Origin of the sequence: Dyadobacter psychrotolerans (genome assembly GCF_004349265.1) — a bacterium.
Taxonomy (GTDB): Bacteria; Bacteroidota; Bacteroidia; order Cytophagales; family Spirosomataceae; genus Dyadobacter; species Dyadobacter psychrotolerans.
On record NZ_SMFL01000002.1, the window covers coordinates 708,350 to 734,715 of the forward strand.

Below are 26,366 nucleotides of genomic sequence, written 5' to 3' on the forward strand. Positions count from 1 at the left end.
TTTATTATACTTTTACTTGATTAGATTGTAGTTTAAATATGTAAATTCTAGTCTAATAGTCCTTTATAGCTGGAATCTTTCGGAGTGTCTACTGACCGCTTTACATTTGTTTGCGGCGTATCCAATTGTATCAGTTTAAACTCACCGTGATTATAGGCTTCAAGCATAGCCTGACCTTTATCAGAAAGTAAACCGTTCTGAACGTCTACACCATTTATGAAGTCCAGAGAAAGGTCCATCGCCCTTTTCATTTCACCCAGCTTTTGACTCATGTCGTCCTGGATGTATTCCATCGACTCATCGAAATAAAACTTTTTATCCGGATTACCTTTAAAAATGCTCACGGCGGTTCTTAGCGCATTAGAACTTTCCTTTACGATTCTATACTCGGCCTCTTTCAGTTTTACTTTTATTTCGGTCTCCTTAATGATGTAATCAGCACTTTTATTCACTTTTTCCATGAATTCAAGAACCGTTTTCATGTTTCTCTGCAAAGGAAAAAGCTTCTCATTCATCTCCTGCAGACCAGCTCCTTCAATTGTTGCCAACGACGCTGTTTCCTTCATTCCCGGACGATCAAGCATGGTTCCGGCCTTGTTAGCTTCCGCAAATTTCTGTTTGATCTGCTCGTTATTCTCATTGATGTTTTTATTGAGCTTTACCAGTTGTCCGGCCAGCGTATTGATCTGACCCTGCATTTTTTCTCTTTTTTCTTTGAGGTCGTCAATGTAAATTTTCATAATGGCAATCGGGTCCAGTTTAATAATTGTGCCCGTTATCTTGCGCATGAGAGTTTTAAAAAGAAAGAAAACCGCTGTACGAACGTCTTTGCTGGTGAAAAGAAATATCACTACAGCCAGAATTGCCATCAGGAACCCAAGGTAAAGGGTGTTCTGGGTTACTTCGATCAGAAATGCTGCAATTTTATTCCAGTAGTATAAGGCAGCAGCTCCTGCTGCACCAAGAAAAAGCAGGGAAGTGACCCCTTCCGGTTTGCTCCAGTAAGAACGTTTGGAAGCATCTTCCTGCGAACCTCCAATTTGACTGAAATCTGGTGTTGCCATAGTTAAAAGGAATAGTTTAGTTATTTAAGATACTTGTTAATTTGGTTCAAATCCGATTTAATCTGTTCGACGAAACTTTGATAAGTAACTTCGAAATTGTCTTTGTTGACATTTATTTTCGCACTTTGCTCCGTAATTTCTCCGGCGATCTGTCCCAGGCGATTTTTATTATCATCAATTTTCTTTTGAAGGTCAGCTATTTGCTGTGCGAACGTTATGTTGCTCTCCTCAAGTTTTTTATGTTCCTGCTGCAAGGAGCCAACCCGGTCACCGATAGCCTTTTCAACATCCTTTAAGAATGCAGCACGATCCTTATCAAGAATACCCAGATACTGGTCTGCGGACGTTTTTAACACGGATGTGTCCTTTGCTCCGCCCATGGCTTTAAAGCTGGCCCAGGCTGCCTGAAACTGTTTTTCTTCGCCAAGACCAAGCCCCTCCATACTTTGAAGCGCCTGTTTGTATTCAAAATAGTCAGGTCCGGGAAGGTTTGCCTTCTCCAGAAGCTCTACAAAATGCTGAACGAATTTACGGTCTACGTTTGCGGTACCTGCTACGTTAGGCACAGTAGGTGAAGGAGCGGCTGGCACTACTTCTTTTGGTTTTTCATTTACCGGGGCCGGTTGCGCTGGATCGGTACCTTCCTTGATAAAAAAGCTAAGAATTTTTCTCCCTAAGCCTTGTTCAGAATCTGCCATAAGTGTTAAAAAGTGTTTAGATTCATCAATTTCTTATGTCAATATTACTAATATTCGTAGGATTTACTACTGCAGGTTAGTTACAAATGGTAGCCTGGATTGATGAAATGCCTAAAAATTGGATGGACTTTCGGGGCTCAGGACGAAATTTTGGCAATTTTAACTCTTAGGCAATAATAAGTGCTAGCTGACAACGGTCATATTATAGAATAAAGCAAATTGCGAACTTGACATCTGAAAGGAAACCATTATCCAGCAGAGCAGAGCTTGCTAATTAGAATGTTTACTTTTTATTTGTCCCTAAATTACTCCAGTTAACAAATAAGATATGCTAAAATTAGGTTTTAACAGTGCCATACTTGCTGACTTCGGTTTTGAACATGTTGTCAGTTTCGCAGGAAATCATGGTTTCTCTTGTGTAGAAATGATGTGCTGGCCCTCAGATAATGCAGACAGTCGCCGATACGCTGGCGTGACGCACATTGATGTGAACAATTTGACTGACAAGCGTATATCTGAAATAAAATTTGCTTTGAAGGAGGCAGGCGTTTTTATTTCTGCCTTGGGCTACTATCCCAATCCGCTTGATCCCGCTCCCGGGCGCTCAGATTTTTACCTTGAACACATTAAACAGGTGATCAAAGGTGCCGCTAAGCTTGGTATTCCGGTTGTTACAACATTTATCGGACGTGACCAGACTAAAACAATCAAGGATAACCTTAGGATTTTTGCCGATGTATGGCCTGCAATCATTAAAGTTGCAGAAGAACAGAATGTTAAGGTCGCAATCGAAAACTGCCCCATGTTTTTTACTGATGATGAGTGGCCCGGAGGCAAAAATCTGGCTATAAGTCCTGCCGTGTGGGATAGGATGTTTGAAATTATCCCAAGTCCGATTTTTGGATTAAATTATGATCCGTCTCATATGATCTGGCAGATGATGGATGAGATTAGACCTATTTATGCTTACAGGGACCGCCTTCATCACGTGCATCTTAAAGACGCAAAGTTGTACCCGGAAAAACTGGATAGAGTTGGGATTATGGCTAACCCATTGGAATACCACTCACCAAAGCTACCTGGCCTGGGAGACGTAAACTGGCGGGGATTTTTCGGAGCATTAACAGACGTTCGTTACCGTGGGCCGGTGGTTATTGAAGTGGAAGACAAAGCCTACGAAGCAAGCGTTGATGATGTCACCAGCGCGATTTTGACCAGCAGGAATTATCTTAGGCAGTTTTTGGGTTAAATATGGGTGCAAAGACCTCTCAATTCTAATTACCGTCTTTGAAAAATCCTTATGCCGTCAACCTGATCAATCAGAGTGTAGTGCTGAGCCACATATTCTCTGATGACAGGCACGCGGTCGTGTGGAAGGAAAACATCACCCTTTTCGGAATATACCGGTATCATCGCTTCAATGAAAAGTTTAGGTTTGTTGCTTTCCATGTCAAAAAGAAAATCTTTTGTCCAGGAAGGAATAAGTGGCGATTTTAATGAAAAATGAAAAACATGTGCGTCACGAAAGCCCATTGCTCTCTTTGATTTGACGAACAGGCGGTCACACCAACCCCAAACAACTATGCGGTCGGACGGCGTGCTGTGAGACTTGATACTCCGGGAAACTTTATAATCCAATCTTGAATTGGCACTGTAATCGGACATGTCTCTCAATTCTTTGATATTTCGGGCTGTTTGTGAAAGGCTACCGATAACAAGTAAAACAGCCATATATTTCTGGACGGATACAGGGCTGATTGCGATCGCCAAGGCAGCCAGAAAAACAAGCGGAACAAATAAATAGAGTTTATAATGTTCAAAGTTATTTCCTGATTGGAGAACTGCGTAAACACTGGAAAGTAAGAACAAAACCGCAAACAGGATCAGTCTTGGCTCTTTCGTCGACTTATTTAACAAGGATTTGTAGTTAAAAACCAAGCCAATGAAGATTAAAAAGCTTAATGTGAGAATGTAGTATCCCGAGTTACCATGGTGCATGATGAAAGATGACACTCTACTTAAACTAAAACGATCTGTAATCGCCGTATTTGAAAATTGGTTCGTGTAGGAATAATAGAAGTTATTCCAGAAGTAATTATTCCAAAAAACGCTTAATTTACCTAGCGAAATATAGTAAATGTTAATCAGGACTGTGGGCAAAATTGTTCCGGTAAGAAGAAAAATGGCATGTCTCCAGTTGCTGCGCCTTGCCATTTCTATAAGCAAAAAAAGACCGACTATTATGCCCATAGGCACATTTTGGAACTTGGCGTAAACAAGGCTACCCAACAAAATGCCGATTAATAAAGAAATTAGCGTCCTATCCCATTTTTCATATACAAAGGCAACATAACCTGCAAGTGCCGCGGTCAGAATGAAAACACTTACATGTTCTGAATTGTAAGCTGCAAATCCGGACCAGATTGTTGCTAAAAACATACACATGCTCCACGTAATGAGTAAGCACATACTGGATGCCATGAAAAGACTGCAAATTCGAAAAATGAAATAACTACTTGACAACCAAAGTATTAATCCGATAATTTCCGCCTCAGAATAGTTTGGTTGAAAACCAAGAAACGAGCCGGCAATTAGTGGCAGGACAGTAAGTGGGCGTGAATCTGTATAATTAAGCAGTGTCCAAAGTTTAGCCGGATAATGTTTAAAAGCGATCACGGCGCTTAACCAGGTACTTGTATCAACATCAGTTTCCGTATTGCGAAGATAAACCAGTCGTACGACTATGATCAAACCAAACAGAAGTCCCAGGAGCAGATATGACTTCCAGCCAGTAACTTTTACACCGGGCCTGTCTAAAAAAAATTTAAGAAGCCAAATAGTTACAAGAAAAAGTATAAAAAATAAAAGAATTTTAACGTAAAAACTATAAATCATAAGGAGGAGGAAGGATTACTGAACCAAAGCTGCCATAATTTTATCAGTCATGATTATCATAGTGTGCGAGCGAAGACATCGAAACATTACTATTTCGACTAATGTTTAAACACTGCACGCGTAGAAAAAAGAAATAAATCTTCCACAAAAATCGAGCTGATTTAAATATAAGACATGTTCGGCATTTCCCAATAAAACAAACTTAATACTATTACTTTTTTCCTAAGTATCTTTATTTTACCTAATAAATTCGACTATTGGCTGGATAAATCTACTGAAATCCTCAATATGTGGAAGATGTCCGATTCCGTTGAGTTCAACAAGTTTGCTATTCTTAATTTTCGTTTGTGTAGCCCGTCCCAGGTTCGGATAATCTCCCAATGTTTTTCTTTCCTCCTCAGCAGCAAGATTTTTACCAACTGCGCTCCGGTCACGCTGCCCGATAATTAACAGGGTAGGGACGTTTATATTTTGAAACTCGTAGCAAACAGGTTGGTTGTAGATCATATCGTAGGTAAGAGCTGCATTCCAGGCGATACGCGGATAATCTTTGCTAAGCGTCCAGCCGGCCAGCAGATTTACCCATTTTGTATACGTATCGTTCCATTTTCCACCGTAATAACTGGTTAGCTGGTACTTCATGATAGAATTGACATCGCTTTTCAGTTCATTCTGGTACCATTTGTCAACAGATTGATAAGGAACTTTTAGCTTATAGTCCTCTAGCCCAATTGGATTTTCTAATATTAATTTCTCAACTATTTCAGGATACATCAGCGTAAACCGCGTAGCTACCATGCCACCCATAGAGTGTCCTAAAACTATCACCCTGGAAACTTTTAATGTGTCGAGGATCCGCTTTGTATTGGCAGCAAGATCAAAAAAGGAGTACTGGTAATGTTCTGGTTTGGAAGATTTACCAAAGCCGATCTGATCGGGGATAATAATCCGGTATCCCAATTTTCTTAAATGTTTAGCCGTCTCTTCCCAATAGGCGCCGTTGAAGTTTTTGCCATGTAAGAGCATAATGATCTTTCCATTTGCCTTATTCGGAACAAGGTCCATAAACGCCATCTTTAATTTCTCTCCCTGAGATTCAAAGGTGATGTGCTGTACTGGAAAAGGGTACTGGTAATTGGTGAGATTGATGTCCAGCTCGCGCAAAGAGTCAACTTGAGCTGATAATTTTAATGTGAAAAATAAGCTAACAATGATAGATAATGCTGTTAGTTTCATTTGAAAGTACTTTTAAATAAAAAGGATAACCTGTTAAGGTTATCCTTCTGAAAATAATATGCCAGCTGCTGTTACTGAATTAGTTTAGCTCTTGACGAGAGAACGGCAGTTAATGAGCCAAGTATTCCAACAATTGCAAATGACCAGCGGAGATCAGCAAACTGAGCAACAATTCCAATCAGAGGTGGCCCGATTAAAAAGCCGATAAAGCTGATTGAAGAAACCGCTGCCAAAGCCATTCCAGCTTTCATGGTAGTGGATCTGCCCGCTGCACTGTAAACCAGAGGAACAACCGAAGATACACCAAAACCTACAAGCAGAAATCCTAATGTTGCTGTGATCAGGAAAGGAAAAACAACCGCGATGGCCAAACCGGTACCCATAAATAAGCCGCTAAGCTGTAACATTTTTTTTCTGCCGATACGGTTAGCAAGCCAGTCTCCTGCAAAGCGGCCGCCAGTCATGGTACCCATAAAAGCAACATAACCAAGAGTTGTTATCGAGGCAGGCACTTTAACCGCTTCCTGAAAATATACACCGCTCCAGTCAAACATAGCACCTTCGCAAACCATCGCACAAAATCCGATCAGACCGAGCATAAGAAGATCTTTGTCGGGTTTAACAAACATGGGTTGTGCTTCATCTCCGTTTTTTTCCTGATCCGGCATGGTATGTTTGTAGGCAGTAAAAATGATTATAAAAGCTGCCAATGCAATGACACTGAAATGTATCTGAGGCGGAATGTTTACTGAAATGAATAACGATCCGATCATTGCGCTGATAAAACCTGCCAGACTCCACAAACCATGAAAGGATGCCATGATCGATTTGCCGTAAACCTGCTCAACGGCGACAGCCTGTGTGTTTACTGCAATGTTGGTAAGATTTCCCCACAAACCGAAAGCAAAAAGTGCAATTACCAAATGTTCTGTACGGGTTACGAAACCGATGAACGCAAGTGTTACTGCATATAATATTGCTCCGATTAGCACCATTTTTTTACTTCCATAATGTGTTACCATCCATCCGGAGATCGGTAAACTTGCCATTAATCCGATTGGTAGGGCCAGCAAAACAGTTCCAAGCCCGCCTTCGGTTAAATGAAGCATGTTTTTGATATCGGGGATACGGCTCGCCCAGGCCGCAAAGCTTAGCCCCTGCACAAAGAAAAACGCAGCAACGGCAATGCGGAGGTATTTGCGGGAATCGGAAGGAGCAAATATTGAATAATTCATAGCTTTTAGTTTGTGCCGGAATCGGAGACCGACTAGTAATTGAAATTTAAATAATATAACTTTTTTGATATGTCGATTTTGTCGAATAGTTTATAAAACGTTGATGACGAATCCTAAACTAATTCCTGATGCAAAATTAACGCTTTTGCTACTAATAAAATTCTCATAAATTGTACTTTTTTGATCAAATAAGAAAGTACTTGTTGTACAATTTCAAGATTTCGGTTTTTGGATTGAAGGTTTTTCCGATAACCAGCGCATAAGCGTTTAACATGTCGATAAATATTGATTCAAATTCACTAAATTCACTCATTCCGATAAACTGCTTTACCTATCAGAAAATGAAAATTTTTATAACTGCTTTTGCCATCATTCTTTTTCATCATGCATTTAGCCAGACTACCGATCGCGTAGACAAAATCAAGGCGGCGCTTCCCGTTGTTGAGAAGCTCTATCAGGAATATGCCGAGAAAAATAATTTTCCGGCGGCTGTTTTTGGCCTTGTTGTAGATGGGAAGCTTTTGCATAGCGGAGCAAATGGCTATTCTGAGATAGCGACGAAAACAAAAGCAACATCCACGTCGATGTTCCGGATTGCTTCGATGTCCAAAAGCGTAACAGCGATGGGGATCCTGGCTTTAAGAAAAGAAGGAAAACTCAAGCTGGACGATCCTGCGTATCTATACATTCCGGAACTGAAAAACATGCCTTCCCTTACAACAGATGCACCGGCGATAACAATCCGGCACCTGATGACACATGCGGCAGGATTTCCTGAAGATAATCCCTGGGGTGACCGTCAGCTGGATACCAACGACGAAGACCTGATTGCGCTGATCAAAAAAGGAATCTCATTTTCGAACGTGCCGGGTACAGCATATGAATACAGTAACCTTGGCTTCGCTATTTTAGGAAGAATCATTACCAATGTTGCCGGTAAACCGTATCAGCAATATATCAATGAAAAGATCTTCAAACCACTTGGAATGTACCATACGGTCTGGGAGTACACAGAGGTTCCAAAAACTCTGCTGGCGCACGGTTACCGGTTCGAGGACGGCATCTGGAAAGAAGAGGAGCTCGAACACGACGGCACTTACGGAGCAATGGGCGGTTTGATCACTTCTATAGAGGATTTCAGCAAATATATGGCTTTCTTTCTGTCGGCCTGGCCGGCCAGTTCAAAGCTTGAAACAGGGCCTGTTCTGCGCAGCGATGTCCGTGAAATGTCCCAGCCATGGAATTTCAATAATTTAAATACCGCCTTCAAATATCCCGGCGGAAGAATCTGTCCCATGGTTTCAGCTTATGGTTACGGTTTGCGCTGGAGCAAAGATTGCGAGGGGCGGGTAGGCATCGGGCATACGGGAGGTTTACCGGGTTTTGGTAGCCAGTGGCAGATTTTACCTGATTACGGGATAGGAATCGTTGCTTACGCGAATCGTACCTATGCTGGAATGAATGCGATCAATACCGCTGTTTTAGACACCATTATTTCCCTTGCAGGATTGAAACCGCTGCCCATCAATGTTTCTAAAATTCTTGCTCAGAGAAAACAAGAGTTATCAAACCTGTTGCCAGAGTGGAAGAATGCTGAGCAAAGCGGAATCTTTGCGGAAAATTTCTTTCCGGACAGATCCTTACGACATCGTAAAACGGAATGGGAAACTGTTTACTCCAAAGCGGGAAAGATTCAAAGTGTTGGTGAGATGAATGCAGAAAATCAGTTACGAGGTTGGTTTCCGATTAAATGCGAACGTGGAAGTATAAAAGTTTACTTCACGCTTTCACCCGAAAACCCCGGTTTAATTCAGCAGCTTGACTTCAACCTAATTAATTAGAAACCATTATTGGCGCCCAAGAAGCGGGGTGCCGGAAAAACAACGGAACGGAAAGCGACGTCGTTTGATAACTACTACCTTTGTGAGTTTCATTTTTATATTTTTCAATGATTTTTTGCGTTATTACAATGATTTTTGTTTGAGATTACCGCCCCGCGTTTTCGGGAAATATCTGGTCGTCAAATCCGGGGAACGGAAATTGTAGTATATACAGCAGTGGAAATTGTTCGCTGACACCAAAGACTCAACTATGAAATTTTTAAGCCTTTTATTGGTAAGTTTTGCCTCTTTTGCTTCATCAACTGTAAGTGCTCAAAACAATACATACGATGTGATCGTAGCCGGTCGTACAATCGGGTCGCTAAAAGTATTTGACAATGAGGCAAAGAACGACACGGAAACGCACCGGATCGAGTCTGATTTTAAAGTTCTGTTTTACAAGGGGAAATATGCGACAAAAACGGACTTTGTTCAAGGCAAGTTGGTTTCTGCCGTTTCAGCACATCATGTGAACGGAGATTTGAAAGAAAAAACACAGACAAAAACCAGTGCTAAGTCGCTTTATGAAATCTGGTTCTCGGGAGAAGATGCTGAGGATAAACCAAAAAAGGCTTTTAACACACCCATCAATAATACTGTAACGAGTCTTTATTACAAAGAGCCTATCAATATCACCCAGGTTTATTCAGAGCGTTACGGACAGATGTGTAAGATCAAAAAGCTTTCCGAGGGAAATTACGGAGTTGATTTGCCGGATGGCAAGCAGGGAATTTATACTTATAAAAATGGTCAGTGTCAAGAAGTGAAAACCGACCTTGCAGGTTTCAAACTGCGTATTGTTTTAAATGAAGGGAAAAATACGCTTAAGTAACTTTTCCCTTCCGCTCTGGTTACAGACTGACGGTTTTAATATTTTTAATTTCGGAATTCTCTCTAACTTCTTCGGTGACGGTTTTGAGAAACACATCTCCCTCTTTCACATTTCCGAAAATCTCGGTTTTGCCATCTGCGCTTGTTCCGGCAGTAACTGGTACCCACACCGCTTTTTGATTTTCTACTCTGACAAGATAAGTGCCTTGTGTTGAGTTCAGTACCGCAGATTTTGGTACGACGTAAGAATCTGTACCGCGACTTAAAGGAATGGAAACCTCCGCAATCATGCCGGGTAACAATTTTCCGTTGCTATTATTGACATCCATTTCTACACGTTGCGCTCTCAAACGAGCATCCAGTGCACCCGACATACGCGCAACTTTAGCAGGAAAATCTTCGTTAGGCAAAGCTTTAACCTTAAAACTCACAGTACTTTTACTGGTCAGATAGCTGCTGTAAGCTTCCGGAACACTCACAACCAGCCTTAGTTTGCTTTTTTCAACCAAAGTAAACAATGGAAACTCCGAGCCTTTGCCCGATGGGCCGACAAACGCGCCGGCACTCACGTTACGTGCACTGATTACTCCACTGAAAGGTGCGCGAATTTCCAGATAATTACGGGTATCACTTATTTCCTTACTGGCAGAACGTGCTGCTTCCAGTTGCGCCAGATCTGAATTTTGTTTTGCCAGAGCCAGATCCAAATCGTTTTGCGAAACAGTTCCGGGTGTTTTACTGGTTTCAAGCAGTCTGTTATAACTTGCTTTGCTGGACAGATAAATTGCTTCCTGCGCTTTCAGTTTTGATGTACTGCTGGTATACTGTGCAGAAAGTTCCGGTGCCTCCATGGAAGCGAGCAACTGTCCCTGCCTTACCTCGGTGCCCACGTCCACATGCATTTTTTTTACAAAACTGCTCACTTTCGCATACAGGTCAACTTGCTGGAACGCGATCAATTCGCCTGGTACATGCAGGTCAGAAGACAGCTGTCCTTTTTTTAATACAAATCCTTCAACAGCTGGCGCTGCAGCTGTTGTCTTTTTTTCTTCCGCTTCTTCTTCCTTCGCTTTTGAAGAACCGCAGTTCTGTAGAGTAGCTGCTCCGGCAGCCATTAGAATTGCGAGCGTGATATTTGATATATTTTTCATCGTCAGGTGTTTTCTTTTTTTTATCTTACTGATTCGCAGGAACGTAGAATTTACTTTCTTCATCCTCAGGGTCAAGCGAAACGCTTTGAGTCGTAGCCTTGCCCTGTCCCCATGCAAATGCAAGAGGAAGTATAAATAAGGCAGCAAAGGTAGAGGCAATCAAACCGCCAACCACTGCGCGGCCAAGCGGGGACGACTGGTCGCCCGCTTCGCCAAGTCCGCTTGCCATCGGAATCATACCGACAACCATGGCTACGGCAGTCATCACAATCGGGCGAAGACGAAGAGATGCGGATTCTTTCGCTGCTGCCATGGCGTCTCCGCTGTGTTTTCGCAGCTGTTCCGCGTTGGTAACGAGTAATACCGCGTTGGAGATGGATACACCCACCGACATAATAATGCCCATATATGACTGAAGGTTAAGTGTTGAACCGGTTATCATCAAAAGTGCAAGAGATCCTAAAATTACTGCAGGCACCGTCGCCAGCACGATTGCTGATACTTTGAAAGACTGAAAATTTGCTGCCAGCATTAAAAATATAACCACGATGGCAACAACAAGTCCGTTTTGTAAACTGTCCAGAGTATCCGTAAGTGTCTGACTCAGACCTATAAGCTCAACGCTTAATCCGCGGGGAAGTTCCCCCAGGGAAGCGATCACTTTCTGAACATCCGCTTTGGCAACACCCAGATCCTGATCATTCAGGTTTGCCGTTACAGAAAGAACGGGCATCGCACCCAGGTTATCATTTTGTCCATAAGTTGAATCCGCTGTGATTGTTGCAACATCATGTAGAATCGGGCGGCTGGAGTTTTTCAGCAAAGGGATTTCTCCGATGTCGTTTATACTTGCCATTTTACTTTCGGGCACCAATACCTGTACTGCGTAGCTATAACCAGCTTTTTCGTCAACCCAGATGTTTTTGTCTGTATACCTTGAAGAAGAAGTGGATGCTGTCAGTGATCTGGAAACATCATTCATATCTACGCCCAGCTGGGCAGCACGAATTCTGTCTACTTCAATATTTATTGCAGGATATTTGTTGGACTGCCCCAACTGCACATCGCGCAGATATGAAATCTCTTTTAGCTTCCCGATTATTTTCTGAGCATATTCTTCATTCAGTTTTTTATTCCTGCCTGTCATTCTAACCTCAATCGGGGTAGGAGAACCCTGACTTAGAATTTTATCAGTTAATTCAATCGGTTCAAAAGAAAGTTTAAGATCCGGCAACTTTTCACCAACCTTTTTTCTGATTTTTTCTTTCAGTTCATCCATGTTGATATGGAAACCTTCCTCAAAAGCAACCTGTAAGACGGCCTCCTGGGGACCGGACATCCACAGATAGATTGGACTGATAGAAAACAGACCTGGGTGCTGTCCGACGTATGCCGAGGTTACTGAGATGTTTTCAGCTCCTACAATGTCTTTTATAATGTTGGTTGTTTCAATTGTTTTTTTCTCCGTGATCTCAATCCGCGTTCCTTCTGCTCCGCGAAGCCTCACCTGAAACTGCCCGCCGTTCACTTTTGGCAAAACGTCTTTTCCAATGTTAACAAGCAGCAGCCCCGCCAATGCAGCGGACACCACCAGATACCCAACAACGATGGGCTTACGGTAGGGCATGGTGCGGTTAATAAAACGCATGAAACGTGAGCGTATCCGTTCAAACATGCTGATGTTACCATTCCTATCCATATCCGCGCGTTCTGCTAGATGTTCCTTTTGAGCGGCACTGTCTCTGCCAATTCCGGAAGCAGCAAATTCTTCTGCATCGGTCATTTCGGTACCATCTGCTTTTTTATGATGTTTTACCACCATAATCCAGTTGGCCATAACCGGAACGAAGGTTTGTGCCAGGAAATAGGAAACGATCATGCTAAAACCAATTGCCAGAGCCAAAGGAAGGAACAGTGATCCCGGAATGCCACCCATTGTAAAAGCCGGCGCAAACACGGCGAGAATACAAAACAGAATCAGCAATTTAGGAAAAGCAATTTCCTGGCAGGCATCCCAAATAGCGAGCGCCTTGGGTTTACCCATATCAAAATGCTGGTGAATATTTTCAATCGTAACCGTACTCTCATCGACCAGAATTCCAATCGCCAATGCAAGACCACTCAACGTCATGATATTGATGGTTTGCCCAAAAAGATTCAGGAATAAAACACCGGCTATGATTGATGTTGGAATAGTAAGAATCACGATAAGCGCACCGCGGGCATCTCCCAAAAATAGCAGTACCATAAGCCCGGTTAAGACAGCACCAATGGCTCCTTCCGTCAGCAAACTCATTACCGAGTTCTTAACGTAAACAGACTGGTCAAATTCGTAACTGACCTTCACGTCTTCTGGCAGCATTGCCTGAATTTTAGGAATTGCCTTTTTCAGATTTTGGACAACTTCCCAGGTAGATGCGTCCGCGCCTTTTGCAATACTAAGATAAACAGATCTTTTTCCGTTAACCAGCCCATAACCCACGGTAATATCTGCTGCATCTTCCACCGTTGCAACATCGCGGAGGTACAGGTTCTGAACATTTCCTTTAAACAAAGGAATATCTTCAAAATCTTTCACATTGCGGATCGTTGTGTTGGTTGGCGTAATGTAGTTTTTATCACCAATCCTTACATTGCCGGATGGAGCTGTCTGATTATTCAGTTTAATCGCTTCGACCAACTGATCCGCAGTCATATTATGCGAGCGCAGCAGTTCAGGATCTGCCTTCACGACAATCGTACGCACATTCCCTCCAAAGGGGGGGGCAGAAACTAAGCCGGGAATAGATGTAAAGGAAGAACGAACATAAACGTTGGCCATGTCCAGCAGCTCGTTATTAGATCGGGTAGGACTGGTTAGTACAAGCTGACCGACCGGGAGAGTGGAAGCATCAAAACGGATGATAAAAGGCGGATTTGAGCCGGGAGGAAATACAGCCTGGATACGATTCGTAAATGAGCTAAGTTCTGCCGATGCCTGCGCCATGTTGGTACCGGGGTAAAAACTGATTTTCATCAGCGTTAAACCCTGCGTATTTTTGGTCTCAATGGTTTTGATACCGTTTACGTAAAGCAGGATATTGATATACTGTTTACCAAAAAACGTCTCCATTTGGGTAGGCGTGTAACCTCCAAAAGGGTGGGCAATATACATCACCGGCAGATCCAGCTTTGGGAAGATGTCTACCTTGATGGTTCGCACTGCATTTAAGCCAAAGAAAAACAACCCTGCAACAAGCACGATGATGGTAATGGGCTTGCGTAATGCGAAACGAATTAAATCCATATTTTTTTGATTTTTATCTGATAGGTCGGTACCGTTGGCTGAATGTATTTGCCCGCTTTACCATTTAGACATTTAACTATAAATCGGTAAATATTGTCAGATCGCCCGCGGCGGCAGCTTTCAGCAATAGAGCCTGCCAAACATTTATAAAAGCAACATCACGGCTTGTTTCTGCCCGGTTCAGCACGTAAAGAGCTTGCGTAATGTCGACTATGTTACTTAAACCGTTTTTGTACAAAACACTTTTCTGAAGGTAGGCATCGGATGCCGACTGAACCTGTATCGGAGCTTCTTTAAAATTGGCTACCGCGTTATTGATTTTATTTTCCGAAAGCAAAAGCTGATTTTTAATCTGGTTGTCGATCACATTGTATTCTTCCTGTAAACCAAGTGAAACAAATTTCTGTGCAGCTACCTGCTGTTTTACACGCAGAATACTTGTGAGATTCCAGGTTGCCCCAATGCCTAAAAGGTAATTGGCCCTTACTGCTTTCACACCATCGAAATAATTATGCGAATAAGCTGTCTGGTCAGCTGCATAGGTTGCAGAAAACCCCGCCCCGCGACCCTGAAAAACGCCGAACATCGATAGGGTGGGGTAACTTAAAGTTTGAAAATACCTGGCCTGCTGATTACTTACTGCAATGCGGTTAGAATAATATTGTAGCAGCGGATGGCTCTTTATTACAGTCGAAGAATCATTGATCGTTTTTGGCATTTTTGTAATAAACATTGTGTCTAAAACGAAAGACTGGGTGGTTATACCTAACAACTGAGCTAGTCGGCTTGCTTGCTCCTGCTCATAATCTCTTGCCTGGATGATGGAAATTTTTGCATTTGAGACCTCTGCATTCGCCAAGGAAGAATCTACTCCGGGGATCAAACCATTTTTTGCACGTGTGACTACAACGTTTTTCAAGCCCGATGCTCTTTGCAGGTTGTTTTCCCACGAACGGATCAGTCTTTTTGCTGCCAGTAAACTGAGATAAGCTCCCGCAACTCTAATACCATGTTGAAATTGTTCCTGATTCAGATCACTCTGATCGCGATAAACCATGGATTCCGAGACTTTGATTTTTTCCCTTGCACGGCCAAATGCAAAAAAGTCCCAGTTGACATTGGTCAGATACAATGCGCCGAAAGCCGAATTCCAGTTTTGTTCAGGAAGCGGAAGACCCGAAGATGCAACAGATAATCCCATACCGTATAATGGGCCGTTTTGGCCATTCACAGTTCCATAGTCCTGCTGCATGGAAAGATTTAGGTTTGGAAGATAATCCTTCCTGCTTTGTACTACCGTTGCTTTGGAAGCATTTACATACTCAGACTTCGCTTTGATCGTACCATAATTGGTTTGCGCCGTATGAATAGCGTCCTGAATTGTCAGAACCTGGGCCCGGGCGGGGTACACAATTAAAGAAAGGCTCAGCAGGACAGCACAGCTGACAATACCTTGTTTTGACATATTTTGAAATAATTACAGATGCAATAAACTAATCTAAGCAAGCCGGCTTTTGCAATGGATAATTTGTAGCTTTCTTAATTTGATAAATGAATATTTGGTGACGCAAAAGTAATTATGTAACTGCTGGTATTTTATACGTTTTTCAAATAATAAACTATAAAATTCAAACAATTATAATCTGTGCGTTTCTCTATATGATTTTGGTGTGATTCCCGTTTGTTTTTTGAAGATGTTGTTAAAATAAGCCGCATACTCAAATCCCAGGCAGTAAGCTACTTCGGTAATACTCCAGTTCGATTGCCGCAGCATCACCTTTGAGTGCTGCATTATACGGTCGATGATATGCTCCGTGGTTGTTTTTCCGGTTACTTCCTTTAACGCACGATTAAGATGATTGACATGCACTGAAAGTTTTGCAGCGTAATCCTTGGCTGTTTTTAACTGCAGTTTATGTTCAGGAGAATCAATCGGAAATTGTCTGTCGAGTAATTCCATAAACAATGAAGTGATTCTGGCCGAGCCATTCATATGCATGCCCATCGCTTCGGTAGGTTGCATTTTCATAGCTTCATGGACGATCAAATCAAGATAACTGCGCATCAGGTCATACTTATGTATATAGCCTGATTCCAGTTCTGTGCTCATTTTATGGAAAATATCATACAAAGCCTTTTCCTGTTCTTTGTTGATAAAAAAAACGGGAATCGTATCGCTTCTGAATAACGGGTTATCGGTCATGCTTTTAGTGCGATGACCATCGTTGATAAAATCTTCTGTAAACAGACAAAAGTAGCCGGCCTGCTTTTCAGAAAGTGCTTCCCAGGAATAGGGAACGTTCCGGTTAAAGAAAATGAGCGCGTTTTGGTTTACCTCTATTTCCTGATTTCCGTAGTAAAGTTTTCCTTTACCGAGAAGAAGCGAAATTTTATAAAAATCTCTGCGATTGTAGGAGGTGTAACGGGTACAGAATTTCCTTGAAAAAATATTGAAGTGACCGTGTTCCTTGTTTTTAAAGTCCGGCAGCTCGGGCAGACTTTTAGCAGCAGGATGATTCCGGTAAAAATCTTCTAATGTTTCATTTGAATTCATTTCATAAAACTATGAAATTCAAATAACGGGGACAAGGTGATTTAATTAAAAATCTATTAAATACCCGCTGCCCTTTTTATCATTATAATATTTCTTGTTTTTGAACTGAAAACAAAAAAAGGCGAATACCGTTAAGTATCCGCCTTCTGTAAAACCGTTTACAACCGGTTAATCGATCGTCGGCAGGTTTGTGCTGTCTTTTAAGTTGAAATAATCCGCTACTTCCAGATTGCTCTTCGCTGCCGATTTGTTTGGCGTCTTGTAGTTTCTTGGTGAAACCAACGGATTGATGTCCACGCCCTCTTTTTCATACGACTTAATTACAATAAGGGATGCTGGTCGTTCGGCGTATTTAGGCATTGTGTTAATGCTGCCGCGATTTTGCATTTTGTAATTATTCTGAACCGTATTGGTTGTGGCAACCGTAACGCCGGGTCCTTTTTTGGCAGCCGCTTTTGCTGCTTTATTTGGATGCTTGTAATTATGAGTGGAAATACCTGCATCCACCGACTGTGCATTAACCGCTACGGTTCCGAAAACGGCTAATATAATTGCGGAGAAAATTGACTTTTTTAGCATAACTATATCTGTCTGTTTCTGAATACTAAACCTGTCCTTTTTAAAGGATGTATGAAAGAAACACTTATTTGTCAAACCACCAAATCTTTAAAATTCAGGTTAAAATTCAATTTTTGTATTAACAGGATTATATTTTAGTTTGATTTCGAAGTTTTTTTACAGAAACTGAAAAGATAGGTTTTTGTACTTGGCTGATGTCGTACAATTTTTGCCAAAAGGTAAAAATCAGGTACAAAACAGCTGTTCCGAAAAAAGTTTAAATTTTTCGATATTCTAATCAGTCTCTAATGATTCGGAAATTTTTCGGAGAAAAGTTACTTTAAGAGGGCATGAGCTGACGTCCTTATTCCACTGCAAATTCTGTCTATGGGAAGGTCATTTGAATCTTCCCCGAACGGATCTTCAATTTCCTCAGCAATCACTTCCAGACTGGCAAGAATGTAAAAGACGAACATTACAAATGGTATCACCAGAAAGTGAAGGCTGAAAACGTATCCGATCGGCAGGGTTAAACAGTAGGTGAAAATAAACTTTTTGATAAAGGAGCTATAGGAAAGCGGAATTGGGGTATTTTTGATTCTCTCGCAGGCTCCGCACACATTGGCAAAGTTTTCCAATTCCGAATTTAGCAGGATCACATGTTCCGGCAGGAGCACACCCTGTCTTTGTAAAAGAATTGTCCTGGCGAAAATGGCCGAAGCAATCTGATTAGGAATATGGTCTTCAACGGTGAGGTCAGTCTTTTTGCCTAAAACAGTATCTTCAAATTCTGCGGAAAGATATTTTCCCCTTAGGTGGTTTTTTAGTGCAAAGGCATAATTGGGAACCATGTTACGGAAGAACGACCTTTCGTCCTGATATTCGCTTCCAATGAGTGCGCTTATTTTCATGCATAAATTACGACTGCTATTCATCAGCGCTCCCCATTGTTTTCGTCCTTCCCACCAGCGGTCGTAAGCCGTGTTGGTTCGAAACACAAGCAGCATCGAAATTACAAACCCTAGCAGGGAATGCATGATCGATATGTTCTTTAAGTCTGTAGTATCCTGAAATTTCCAAAAGATCAGCAGCAGGTAGGCTACAACCGTGGAGTAAACACCAATTGAGAGAATCAATGGAGTGAGTTTACGAACTGTATCCGCTTTCTGAAAATAGAATATATATTTAAACCATTCTTTCGGATTGTAATCAATCATACAAGTTTAACTTTGTCAATCAGTTTAAAAAATTCTTTAAAGCATCTTGCAGTTAACTGCGCATCTTCCAGCGCGTTGTGCGTGTCTTCTTCTCTTTCAAAACCAAAATAAGTTGCAACCGATCCCAGGCTCAACGACCTTGGGACAGTCTTGCCATTTTTCTCCATAATCTGAAAAAACAGATAAGAAACTGTGTGCAGATCCAGCATTTTGTTTGAATATGGCCATTTCATCTTCTCATTTCTGTAAGCAAACCGAAGAAAGTTGATATCGTTGATAACACTTTGCCCGCACAAGATCACATTGGAAAGATTGGGTTTTCCGCTGTTATGTTTCTTTATCCACTTTTCAAATTCAGGTATAACATCGTAAATCATGGGTGCATCTTCAAGGTCTTCCAACGACAGACCATGTATCTCTTCCGATTTAACAGAAAACGCTTCTTCATTTTCCGGATATACATTTTGTAAATAAGTACCCAGCGATCGCCACTGGTCGTCGAACAATTCTGCACCTAACTGAATGATTTCGTTCCAACCCGGTTCCGGACCGGTCATTTCTATATCCAATACGAGGAAGGCCATTGGCTGCTAATTATCTTATAAAATGAAAATGAATTGGTGTTAAAGGAACCCAAAAGCATACTTTTGTGTGTAAAAGTAAAAAACTATGTGTTTTGCTTACGTTTCATCATTACTATTTATTTGACAAATGCCTGTTGATTATAGCCAAATACCTTCTCCCTGTTTTGTTTTACAGGAAGAGTTGCTGCGTAAAAATCTGCAATTGATTGATTCTGTGCAGAAAAGAGCCGGATGTAAAATCATTTTAGCGTTGAAAGGTTTTTCGATGTACAGCGTGTTTCCCATCGTTAAAGAGTATTTAAGCGGCGCAACTGCGAGCTCTTTAAATGAAGTAAAGCTGATAAACGACTTTATGGGTTATAAGGCGCATACTTATATGCCTGCCTATCCGGATCAGGAATTTACTGAAATTATGGAGCGTAGCAGCTACATTACTTTCAATTCTCTAAGCCAGTGGGAGCGTTTCAAAAGCCGGGTTGAAGAATTTAAGCATAAAAATCCTGAACATTTCCTTTCCTGCGGAATTCGGGTGAATCCACAATATTCAGAAGTAACTACGGAAATGTATAATCCGTGCGTTCCGGGATCCCGTTTGGGCGTCACCAGGGACAAACTGCCTGATACTTTACCCGAAGGAATAGACGGGATTCACTTCCATACATTGTGTGAAAATGGTTCGGATACCCTTGAACGTACATTGGAAGCCCTTGAAGTGCGTTTTGGTGACCTTTTAAAGCAGGCTAAATGGCTGAATATGGGAGGCGGACATTTGATGACGCGTGAAGGATATGACATTGACAAGCTTGTTAAAGTCGTTAGTAATATCCGGGAAAAGTATAATCTTGATGTGATCCTTGAACCCGGTTCTGCCATTGCCTGGCGTACCGGAGAACTTGTCACGACCGTTCTTGATGTTATGGACAGTCAGGGAATTCAGGTTGCTATTCTTGACACCTCTTTTGCTGCACATATGCCGGATACTTTGGAGATGCCTTACAAGCCTGTGATAACCGGAGCCTATCAGGATGCCGTAGCAGAGAAGCCAACTTACCGAATGGGGGGAATGACCTGCCTTGCAGGAGACTTTATTGGGGACTATTCTTTTGATAAGCCCCTGGAAATTGGGGATACCCTGATTTTTGAAGACATGATTCATTATACAATGGTAAAAACTACAACATTTAACGGTGTTAACTTGCCTTCCATCGGTCTATGGTCTAAAAATCAGGCATTTAAATTAATACGGAGTTATGGTTATGAAAGCTTCAAAGATCGCTTATCGTAAAATTGATTTAGTAAATTGACCCTTTGGATCGCTGAGGTTCAGAAAAACTGGCCGGAACATTCGATGGATTTGAAGTTTTCGGCCAGTTGTTTTTTTGTATAAATCAGAATGGTTGACTTATACGACAACTTCGCAAATTACCGACTGCCGCCTGGAAATCTTTGCCGTAAACTGTTTACACAATTAGGGAGGTTATTTTGTTCCTATCATTTTCTTAATGTGCAATAATTTGGCACTTTGTTTCTATTTGATAGCATTAAATACATCAGTGCAAACCTCCTGAAAAAATATTTGGCGCTCATAAAGGCGTAGACCTACAATTCATTATCTCTCCTATTAGAAAAATTTAAAGGTCCGGGGTTAAAAGTCTTCCAATTTTCGTGTACCTTTGTATCCCGTAATCATAGAAAAAAAGCAAAGTCTCATGGCTTCTAAAGCACGAAAGACCGCGAAGTACATTTTCGTTACGGGCGGTGTAACATCTTCACTTGGCAAAGGAATAATTGCCTCCTCATTGGCTAAATTGCTGCAAGCCAGAGGCCTCTCAGTCACTATCCAAAAGTTTGATCCTTATTTAAATATTGATCCGGGCACAATGAATCCCTATGAGCATGGCGAATGCTACGTAACGGACGATGGTGCAGAAACTGACCTGGATCTTGGTCATTATGAGCGTTTTTTAAATGTCCGCACATCACAGGCGAACAACGTTACAACGGGACGTATCTATCATAACGTCATTACCGCTGAAAGACGTGGTGATTTCCTTGGTAAAACGGTACAGGTTGTTCCGCATATAACGGATGAGCTGAAAAGAAATATGCTTCTTTTGGGTCAAACCGGTGATTATGATATTGTTATTACTGAAATTGGCGGATGTGTAGGTGATATTGAATCCCTGCCATTTTTGGAAGCTGTCCGTCAGGTTAAATTCGAAATGGAGGAAAAGGACACTTTGGTAATCCATTTGACCCTTATTCCATATTTAAATTCTGCCGGTGAGCTTAAAACCAAGCCTACACAGCATTCAGTTCGTATGTTACAGGAGTCGGGTATTCAGCCGGATATTCTGGTGTGCCGTACCGAACACCCTTTACCTTATGACCTTCGTAAAAAAATTGCGTTGTTCTGTAACGTTCAGATCAATTCAGTAATTGAAGCCATGGATGCGGATACGATTTATGCTGTTCCGTTATTGATGCTTAAAGAAAGACTGGATCAGCGTGCTTTGTACATGCTGGATATATACAATGACAAAGATGTCGATCTGGATAGCTGGAAAACGTTTTTATCCCGTTTGAAAAATCCGATGGATTCAATCACCATTGGTTTGGTAGGGAAATATGTAGAATTGCATGATGCTTATAAATCCATCGTTGAATCCTTCATTCACGCAGGAGCCGCTAACGAATGTAAAGTAAATATTGAATGGATTCATTCAGAAAGCCTTACTGAGGATAATGTCCTTGAAAAACTCGAAAACCTGGACGGAGTGCTTGTTGCTCCCGGATTTGGTGAAAGGGGTATAGATGGTAAGATTGCTGCAATTCAATATGTTCGTGAAAACAAGATTCCTTTCTTTGGGATTTGTTTAGGCATGCAGATGGCCGTAATTGAATACGCAAGAAATGTGATTGGATGGGAGGGAGCGCATTCTGTTGAAATGGATACAACCACCGACCATCCCGTTATACACCTGATGCAGGATCAAAAAGATGTTTCTAACAAAGGAGGGACAATGAGATTGGGAGCCTATCCCTGCAAAATCAAAAAGGATTCCCTTGCAAACCGCATCTACGGTAAGCTGAACATTAAGGAAAGACACCGTCACCGGTACGAATTCAACAACAAATACATCAAAGACTTCGAAGAAAAAGGATTGCTGGCTACCGGTATCAATCCGGATAACAATCTTGTGGAAATGGTAGAATTGCCTTCACATCCTTTCTACGTTGGTGTTCAGTTTCACCCGGAGCTAAAAAGTACGGTGATGAATCCGCATCCTTTGTTTGTCAATTTTGTAAAGGCTTCTTTGGTTTATTCGCAGGAAAAAAGATCGGTCATATCCTGAAACTTACCGTTCATGTTATGATAAAGGGGCAATCGGGAAAATCTTATTACCTTTGCCCTCCCGAAAGGGACTTACTTTTTCAATTATTTAAAGTTTAGAATGGATAAAAATTTTATAATCGGCTTAGTACTAATCATGCTAATGCTGGTAGGCTACCAGATATTGGTTCCTAAACCTGTGGAACCAACGCCTGTGGCACAGATTAAAAATGAGACTAAAAGTAATTCAGTTGCAAGTACAGTTGTATCCGACACAGTTGTTTCACCTTTAAAAACCGCTGATTCTGCTTCGTTAACTCAGGCTGCACCCAAAGAGATCGTTTTTGAAACACAGGATGCCCGTGTTGTTTTTTCAAACAAAGGGGGTGTTTTGAAAGAGGTGATGCTGAAAAAATATAAAACTTACGATCAGAAACCTCTTTATCTGATCGCTGAAAATCATAACAAGTTTGAGATTGATTTTCCGACTCAGACCGGGGATGTAAGATTAACAGATCTTTATTTCACAACTGATGCAGAAGGAGGAACGCTTGCTGCAAAGGATTCAGCAGTCATCACCTACCGTACCAATCTGAAAAATAATCAGTATGTCGAGCAGACTTACGTCGTTCACGGTTCAGGTTATGTGATTGACTACGGAATCAAATCAAATGGCGTTGGACTGACAGACAAATTTGTTCAGTTTGACTGGAAAAATGATTTGCTTCAGTTGGAAAATGACATGCATAAAAACCGTGAGGTAGTTACCATTAACTATTACACGGACGGACTTGAAAGTCTTGCAACCAGTCCTACTGCAAACGAAGAAGCTAAAACAGCAGATCCGGTAAAGTGGTTTACCATTAAACATAAGTATTTTCTTGCAGGACTTATAGCTGATAAACATCCGTTTGGAAACGTTGCTTTGAAAGCAGACGTAAATCCAAATGATTCGGTTATCGTAAAAACGATGGATGTAATGGCTGGTATTCCAATGGCGGCCGTACAAAAAGGGGAAGCTAATTATCAGTTCTATCTTGGACCAAATGAATATCACGTTGTTGATAAAGTAAAAGCTGAGAACTTCGATCAGAACGTTTATCTGGGTTATGCCTTTTTGAAACCAATCAATAAGTTTGTACTGGTACCTCTTTTCAATTTCCTTGAAAAGTTTATTTCAAACTACGGCTTGCTGATTATCTGTCTGGTTTTGTTTGTAAAAACGCTGCTAACGCCGTTGACATACAAATCCTACATCAGCATGGCTAAGATGAAGTTACTGGCTCCTGAACTGGAAGAAATTCGTCAGCAAAACCCTGACGATGCTGCAAAACAACAGCAGGATCAGATGAAACTTTACCAGCAGGTAGGAGTCAGCCCGCTTAGCGGATGTATCCCCGTACTGGCAACCATGCCTATTTTGTTCTCGCTGTTCTTTTTGTTTCCTAACCTTATTGAATTAAGACAGCAGCACTTTTTGTGGTCAAACGATTTGTCAACTTACGATTCGTTTATCAAACTTCCGTTCTCAATTCCTTTCGGAGTAGGAAATCACATCAGTTTGTTTACGATCATGATGACGCTTTCCAGCATCGGATATGCTTACTATAACAATCAGATTACGCCAACCCAGCCAGGTCCGGTGAACATGAAGATATTGAGTTATATCATGCCATTGATGTTCATGTTTGTCTTGAACTCGTTTCCTGCCGGCTTGACTTTCTATTATTTTGTATCAAACGTTGTAACGATCGCTCAGCAGCTCCTGATCAAAAAGTTTGTGAACGAGGATAAGATCAGAACGATTCTGGATGAGAACCGTAAGAAAAATGCTTCCGGAGAAAAGAAACAGACCAAGTTCCAGAAATATCTTGAAAAGTCTTTACAAGCAGCAGATGAAGCCAAGAAGAAACAGGCTGAACTTGAAAAACGCGCTAAAAAGAAATAAATATTACTTTAATACATGAATCAGGGCAATGTTTCAACCGAAACATTGCCCGTTCTTTTTTCTCTCAGAATGGTTTTCGTAATTTGTCGAACCAAATCAATATGACTAAAAGACGAATGAAATTGAGGTTTTTTCTGATTCTGATTATACAGGTTAGTCTTGTCGCTTACTTGCATGCACAAACGATTACACAGTTTGAAGGCAAGTACAAAGCCGGCGTTAACGATTACAAACAGCAGCGTTATGCCGCTGCCATGGAGAAGTTGTCTCCGCTGACAATTGCCAGTTCTAATGCATCCTATTCAACGCTTGCACCTTACGCTCATTATTACTACGCCCTCTCTGCTTATCAGTTGAAACGATACCGGGAGAGCAGACAAATGTTGTTGCAGCTTCAGAGCAGATATCCGGGTTGGAACAAAATCAATGATGTGTATTACCTATTAGGCGCGAACAACCTTGCCACAGGCCAGTTAAAAGAGGCCATGGAAAATTTGTCAAGAATAAAAGACTCTTCTCTTGCAAAAGATGTGCAGGATTTGAAACAGTATCATTTCAATGCGCTGAATGATCTAGCAAAACTAAAAGATTTACAAAGACAATATCCTACCGACAGAGACGTGGCTGTTGTCTTAGTGCAGCAGGTTGAAGGTGCTGCCTCATCTACTCAGACGGATATTCAGTATGCGCAGCAGCTGGAAAAACAGTTTAAAATAAGTACAAAAGAAAAAGCCGTTGTCGCAGAGGATAAACCAAAAAGCACGATCCCGAAAAATGACAACCAGTGGAAAAAGGGTTATCTGGAAGTTTCTGTTTTGCTTCCCTTTCGTCTGGACGAGTTCAGTGCATCCAAACGCAGAACCAATCAGTTTGCCTATGATTATTACATTGGCCTGACCATGGCGAAGGAAAAACTTAGTTCAGAAGGTATAAATATTAATCTTTGGGCCTACGACATCAGCAATGATCCCAAACCAATGAGCGTCGTGGCAGAAAATGCTTCATTCCGGAAATCGGATCTGGTAATCGGACCGCTCTATGCAGGTACTTTTGATGTAGCGGCGCAGTACATTGGCGGAAGTAACGCTGTTATGCTTAATCCTTTATCGGCAGACGCCGGGCTTTTAAAAACCGGTTCAAATGTTTACCTGGCACATCCTGGTATTCCGTTTCAAATGCAAAAGGCAGCTCAATGGATGAAGACAGTTGCTTACGGACCGTCAGCTGCAATTTATTATGGAGGCACGTCTAAGGATTCGTCCATGGCATTTACCTATGCAGACGAATGGAAAAGTAAGGGTGGTAAAATAATTGAAATGGTAAAAATCCGCTCGGACAGAGAATGGCTGGAAAGTAAAATTTCTTTGTTTGAAACAACAAAACCTTCTCACATCGCTCTTTTTTCTACCGAAGCAGGGACAGGACCCATGCTGATTGAAGTGGTCAACGGTCGCAAGCTCAACACAACTCCGATTTTGGCAACATCCACCAGTTTTAACATGCAGCAGTCCAGGGTAAGCAAATACGGGACCAGATTATATCTGCTTGAAACGGACTATGTTGACCGCGAAAAAGAAGGGATACGGGAATTTCAAAAGAACTACTGGAATTTGAATAATACTTTTCCGTCTGTTTATTCCTACCAGGGCTATGATCAGCTTTTGTTTTTCGGTAGAATGATGAGTCAGTATAAAGACGGTCTGTCAAGAGGTCTTGAAATCAGAAAACACGTGGATGAGGATTACCTGTTGTCAGGATTTGATTACACAAAATCCCATGACAATCAAATCACGCCGGTTTTGAAATACAGCGGAAGTAAGTGGGTGCCGGTAAATTGATTTGTCAGAAGTTAAGGAGTTGAAGAAGTTAGTAGTTAAAATTAAGAATTAGGATTT

19 protein-coding genes are annotated in these 26,366 nt (G+C 41.5%); 7 read left to right on the top strand and 12 right to left on the bottom strand.

Annotated features, from left to right (window positions below; genetic code table 11):
* Positions 1-47: 47 nt before the first annotated feature.
* Positions 48-1,064 (bottom strand): hypothetical protein, encoded by a 1,017-nt coding sequence (locus tag E0F88_RS06715; protein WP_131957444.1) that lies wholly within the window; start codon positions 1,062-1,064, stop codon positions 48-50.
* A gap of 20 nt (positions 1,065-1,084) precedes the next feature.
* The gene (locus E0F88_RS06720; protein WP_131957445.1) at positions 1,085-1,762 is read right to left on the bottom strand and encodes a hypothetical protein; all 678 of its coding nucleotides are present in this window, start codon (positions 1,760-1,762) and stop codon (positions 1,085-1,087) included.
* A gap of 328 nt (positions 1,763-2,090) precedes the next feature.
* On the opposite strand from E0F88_RS06720, the gene E0F88_RS06725 reads away from it, so the two are divergent.
* Complete coding sequence (locus E0F88_RS06725) at positions 2,091-3,011, top strand: sugar phosphate isomerase/epimerase family protein (RefSeq protein WP_131957446.1); 921 nt, start codon at positions 2,091-2,093, stop codon at positions 3,009-3,011.
* Between the two features lie 29 nt (positions 3,012-3,040).
* On the opposite strand, the gene E0F88_RS06730 is transcribed toward E0F88_RS06725, so the two are convergent.
* The 3 genes from E0F88_RS06730 to E0F88_RS06740 form a co-directional block, all read right to left on the bottom strand.
* Complete coding sequence (locus E0F88_RS06730; RefSeq protein ID WP_229213691.1) at positions 3,041-4,231, bottom strand: hypothetical protein; 1,191 nt, start codon at positions 4,229-4,231, stop codon at positions 3,041-3,043.
* A gap of 663 nt (positions 4,232-4,894) precedes the next feature.
* Positions 4,895-5,893, bottom strand: coding sequence for an alpha/beta fold hydrolase (locus E0F88_RS06735; RefSeq protein ID WP_131957448.1), 999 nt, complete (start codon positions 5,891-5,893; stop codon positions 4,895-4,897).
* 71 nt (positions 5,894-5,964) lie between these two features.
* Positions 5,965-7,128, bottom strand: coding sequence for an MFS transporter (locus tag E0F88_RS06740; protein ID WP_131957449.1), 1,164 nt, complete (start codon positions 7,126-7,128; stop codon positions 5,965-5,967).
* A 341-nt stretch (positions 7,129-7,469) separates the two neighbouring features.
* On the opposite strand from E0F88_RS06740, the gene E0F88_RS06745 reads away from it, so the two are divergent.
* Together E0F88_RS06745 and E0F88_RS06750 are read left to right on the top strand one after the other, a co-directional pair.
* On the top strand, positions 7,470-8,969 hold the full coding sequence (locus E0F88_RS06745; RefSeq protein WP_131957450.1) for a serine hydrolase domain-containing protein: 1,500 nt from the start codon (positions 7,470-7,472) through the stop codon (positions 8,967-8,969).
* Positions 8,970-9,219: 250 nt separating this feature from the next.
* On the top strand, positions 9,220-9,840 hold the full coding sequence (locus tag E0F88_RS06750) for a DUF6134 family protein (protein ID WP_229213692.1): 621 nt from the start codon (positions 9,220-9,222) through the stop codon (positions 9,838-9,840).
* A 19-nt stretch (positions 9,841-9,859) separates the two neighbouring features.
* Here the strand turns inward: E0F88_RS06750 and E0F88_RS06755 are convergent, their stop codons facing one another.
* From E0F88_RS06755 to E0F88_RS06785, 7 genes are all read right to left on the bottom strand, one after another.
* Positions 9,860-10,990, bottom strand: coding sequence for an efflux RND transporter periplasmic adaptor subunit (locus E0F88_RS06755; RefSeq protein WP_131957451.1), 1,131 nt, complete (start codon positions 10,988-10,990; stop codon positions 9,860-9,862).
* 25 nt (positions 10,991-11,015) lie between these two features.
* Positions 11,016-14,276: an efflux RND transporter permease subunit gene (locus tag E0F88_RS06760; protein WP_131957452.1), complete on the bottom strand. Its 3,261-nt coding sequence runs from the start codon at positions 14,274-14,276 to the stop codon at positions 11,016-11,018.
* Positions 14,277-14,352: 76 nt separating this feature from the next.
* Positions 14,353-15,741: a TolC family protein gene (locus E0F88_RS06765; protein ID WP_131957453.1), complete on the bottom strand. Its 1,389-nt coding sequence runs from the start codon at positions 15,739-15,741 to the stop codon at positions 14,353-14,355.
* Between the two features lie 171 nt (positions 15,742-15,912).
* The gene (locus E0F88_RS06770) at positions 15,913-16,830 is read right to left on the bottom strand and encodes a helix-turn-helix domain-containing protein (RefSeq protein WP_131957454.1); all 918 of its coding nucleotides are present in this window, start codon (positions 16,828-16,830) and stop codon (positions 15,913-15,915) included.
* Positions 16,831-16,998: 168 nt separating this feature from the next.
* On the bottom strand, positions 16,999-17,409 hold the full coding sequence (locus tag E0F88_RS06775; RefSeq protein WP_131957455.1) for a hypothetical protein: 411 nt from the start codon (positions 17,407-17,409) through the stop codon (positions 16,999-17,001).
* Between the two features lie 314 nt (positions 17,410-17,723).
* Positions 17,724-18,605: a bestrophin family protein gene (locus E0F88_RS06780; RefSeq protein ID WP_131957456.1), complete on the bottom strand. Its 882-nt coding sequence runs from the start codon at positions 18,603-18,605 to the stop codon at positions 17,724-17,726.
* Positions 18,602-19,189 carry a 3'-5' exonuclease gene (locus E0F88_RS06785; protein WP_131957457.1) on the bottom strand — a complete coding sequence of 196 codons (588 nt, stop codon included), beginning with the start codon at positions 19,187-19,189 and terminating at the stop codon, positions 18,602-18,604. Before E0F88_RS06785 ends, E0F88_RS06780 begins: the two co-directional genes overlap by 4 nt.
* Positions 19,190-19,316: 127 nt before the next feature.
* On the opposite strand from E0F88_RS06785, the gene nspC reads away from it, so the two are divergent.
* From nspC to E0F88_RS06805, 4 genes are all read left to right on the top strand, one after another.
* Entirely contained in the window at positions 19,317-20,474 is a 1,158-nt protein-coding gene (nspC, locus tag E0F88_RS06790; RefSeq protein ID WP_131957458.1) for a carboxynorspermidine decarboxylase, read from the top strand.
* A 424-nt stretch (positions 20,475-20,898) separates the two neighbouring features.
* A complete protein-coding gene (gene pyrG / locus E0F88_RS06795) occupies positions 20,899-22,545 on the top strand; it encodes a CTP synthase (protein ID WP_131957459.1) in 1,647 nt (548 codons plus the stop codon).
* 99 nt (positions 22,546-22,644) lie between these two features.
* Positions 22,645-24,471, top strand: coding sequence for a membrane protein insertase YidC (gene yidC / locus E0F88_RS06800; protein WP_131957460.1), 1,827 nt, complete (start codon positions 22,645-22,647; stop codon positions 24,469-24,471).
* A gap of 101 nt (positions 24,472-24,572) precedes the next feature.
* Entirely contained in the window at positions 24,573-26,309 is a 1,737-nt protein-coding gene (locus E0F88_RS06805; protein WP_229213693.1) for an ABC transporter substrate-binding protein, read from the top strand.
* Positions 26,310-26,366 lie beyond the last annotated feature (57 nt).

Coding starts and splice junctions, on each gene's coding strand:
- E0F88_RS06745 (WP_131957450.1), top strand. CDS start 7,470: ATGAAAATTTTTATAACTGCTTTTGCCATCATTCTTTTTCATCATGCA.
- E0F88_RS06720 (WP_131957445.1), bottom strand. CDS start 1,762: ATGGCAGATTCTGAACAAGGCTTAGGGAGAAAAATTCTTAGCTTTTTT.
- yidC (WP_131957460.1), top strand. CDS start 22,645: ATGGATAAAAATTTTATAATCGGCTTAGTACTAATCATGCTAATGCTG.
- E0F88_RS06735 (WP_131957448.1), bottom strand. CDS start 5,893: ATGAAACTAACAGCATTATCTATCATTGTTAGCTTATTTTTCACATTA.
- E0F88_RS06775 (WP_131957455.1), bottom strand. CDS start 17,409: ATGCTAAAAAAGTCAATTTTCTCCGCAATTATATTAGCCGTTTTCGGA.
- E0F88_RS06805 (WP_229213693.1), top strand. CDS start 24,573: ATGACTAAAAGACGAATGAAATTGAGGTTTTTTCTGATTCTGATTATA.
- E0F88_RS06770 (WP_131957454.1), bottom strand. CDS start 16,830: ATGAATTCAAATGAAACATTAGAAGATTTTTACCGGAATCATCCTGCT.
- E0F88_RS06765 (WP_131957453.1), bottom strand. CDS start 15,741: ATGTCAAAACAAGGTATTGTCAGCTGTGCTGTCCTGCTGAGCCTTTCT.
- pyrG (WP_131957459.1), top strand. CDS start 20,899: ATGGCTTCTAAAGCACGAAAGACCGCGAAGTACATTTTCGTTACGGGC.
- E0F88_RS06725 (WP_131957446.1), top strand. CDS start 2,091: ATGCTAAAATTAGGTTTTAACAGTGCCATACTTGCTGACTTCGGTTTT.
- E0F88_RS06715 (WP_131957444.1), bottom strand. CDS start 1,064: ATGGCAACACCAGATTTCAGTCAAATTGGAGGTTCGCAGGAAGATGCT.
- E0F88_RS06750 (WP_229213692.1), top strand. CDS start 9,220: ATGAAATTTTTAAGCCTTTTATTGGTAAGTTTTGCCTCTTTTGCTTCA.
- nspC (WP_131957458.1), top strand. CDS start 19,317: ATGCCTGTTGATTATAGCCAAATACCTTCTCCCTGTTTTGTTTTACAG.
- E0F88_RS06740 (WP_131957449.1), bottom strand. CDS start 7,128: ATGAATTATTCAATATTTGCTCCTTCCGATTCCCGCAAATACCTCCGC.
- E0F88_RS06780 (WP_131957456.1), bottom strand. CDS start 18,605: ATGATTGATTACAATCCGAAAGAATGGTTTAAATATATATTCTATTTT.
- E0F88_RS06785 (WP_131957457.1), bottom strand. CDS start 19,189: ATGGCCTTCCTCGTATTGGATATAGAAATGACCGGTCCGGAACCGGGT.
- E0F88_RS06760 (WP_131957452.1), bottom strand. CDS start 14,276: ATGGATTTAATTCGTTTCGCATTACGCAAGCCCATTACCATCATCGTG.
- E0F88_RS06755 (WP_131957451.1), bottom strand. CDS start 10,990: ATGAAAAATATATCAAATATCACGCTCGCAATTCTAATGGCTGCCGGA.
- E0F88_RS06730 (WP_229213691.1), bottom strand. CDS start 4,231: ATGTGCTTACTCATTACGTGGAGCATGTGTATGTTTTTAGCAACAATC.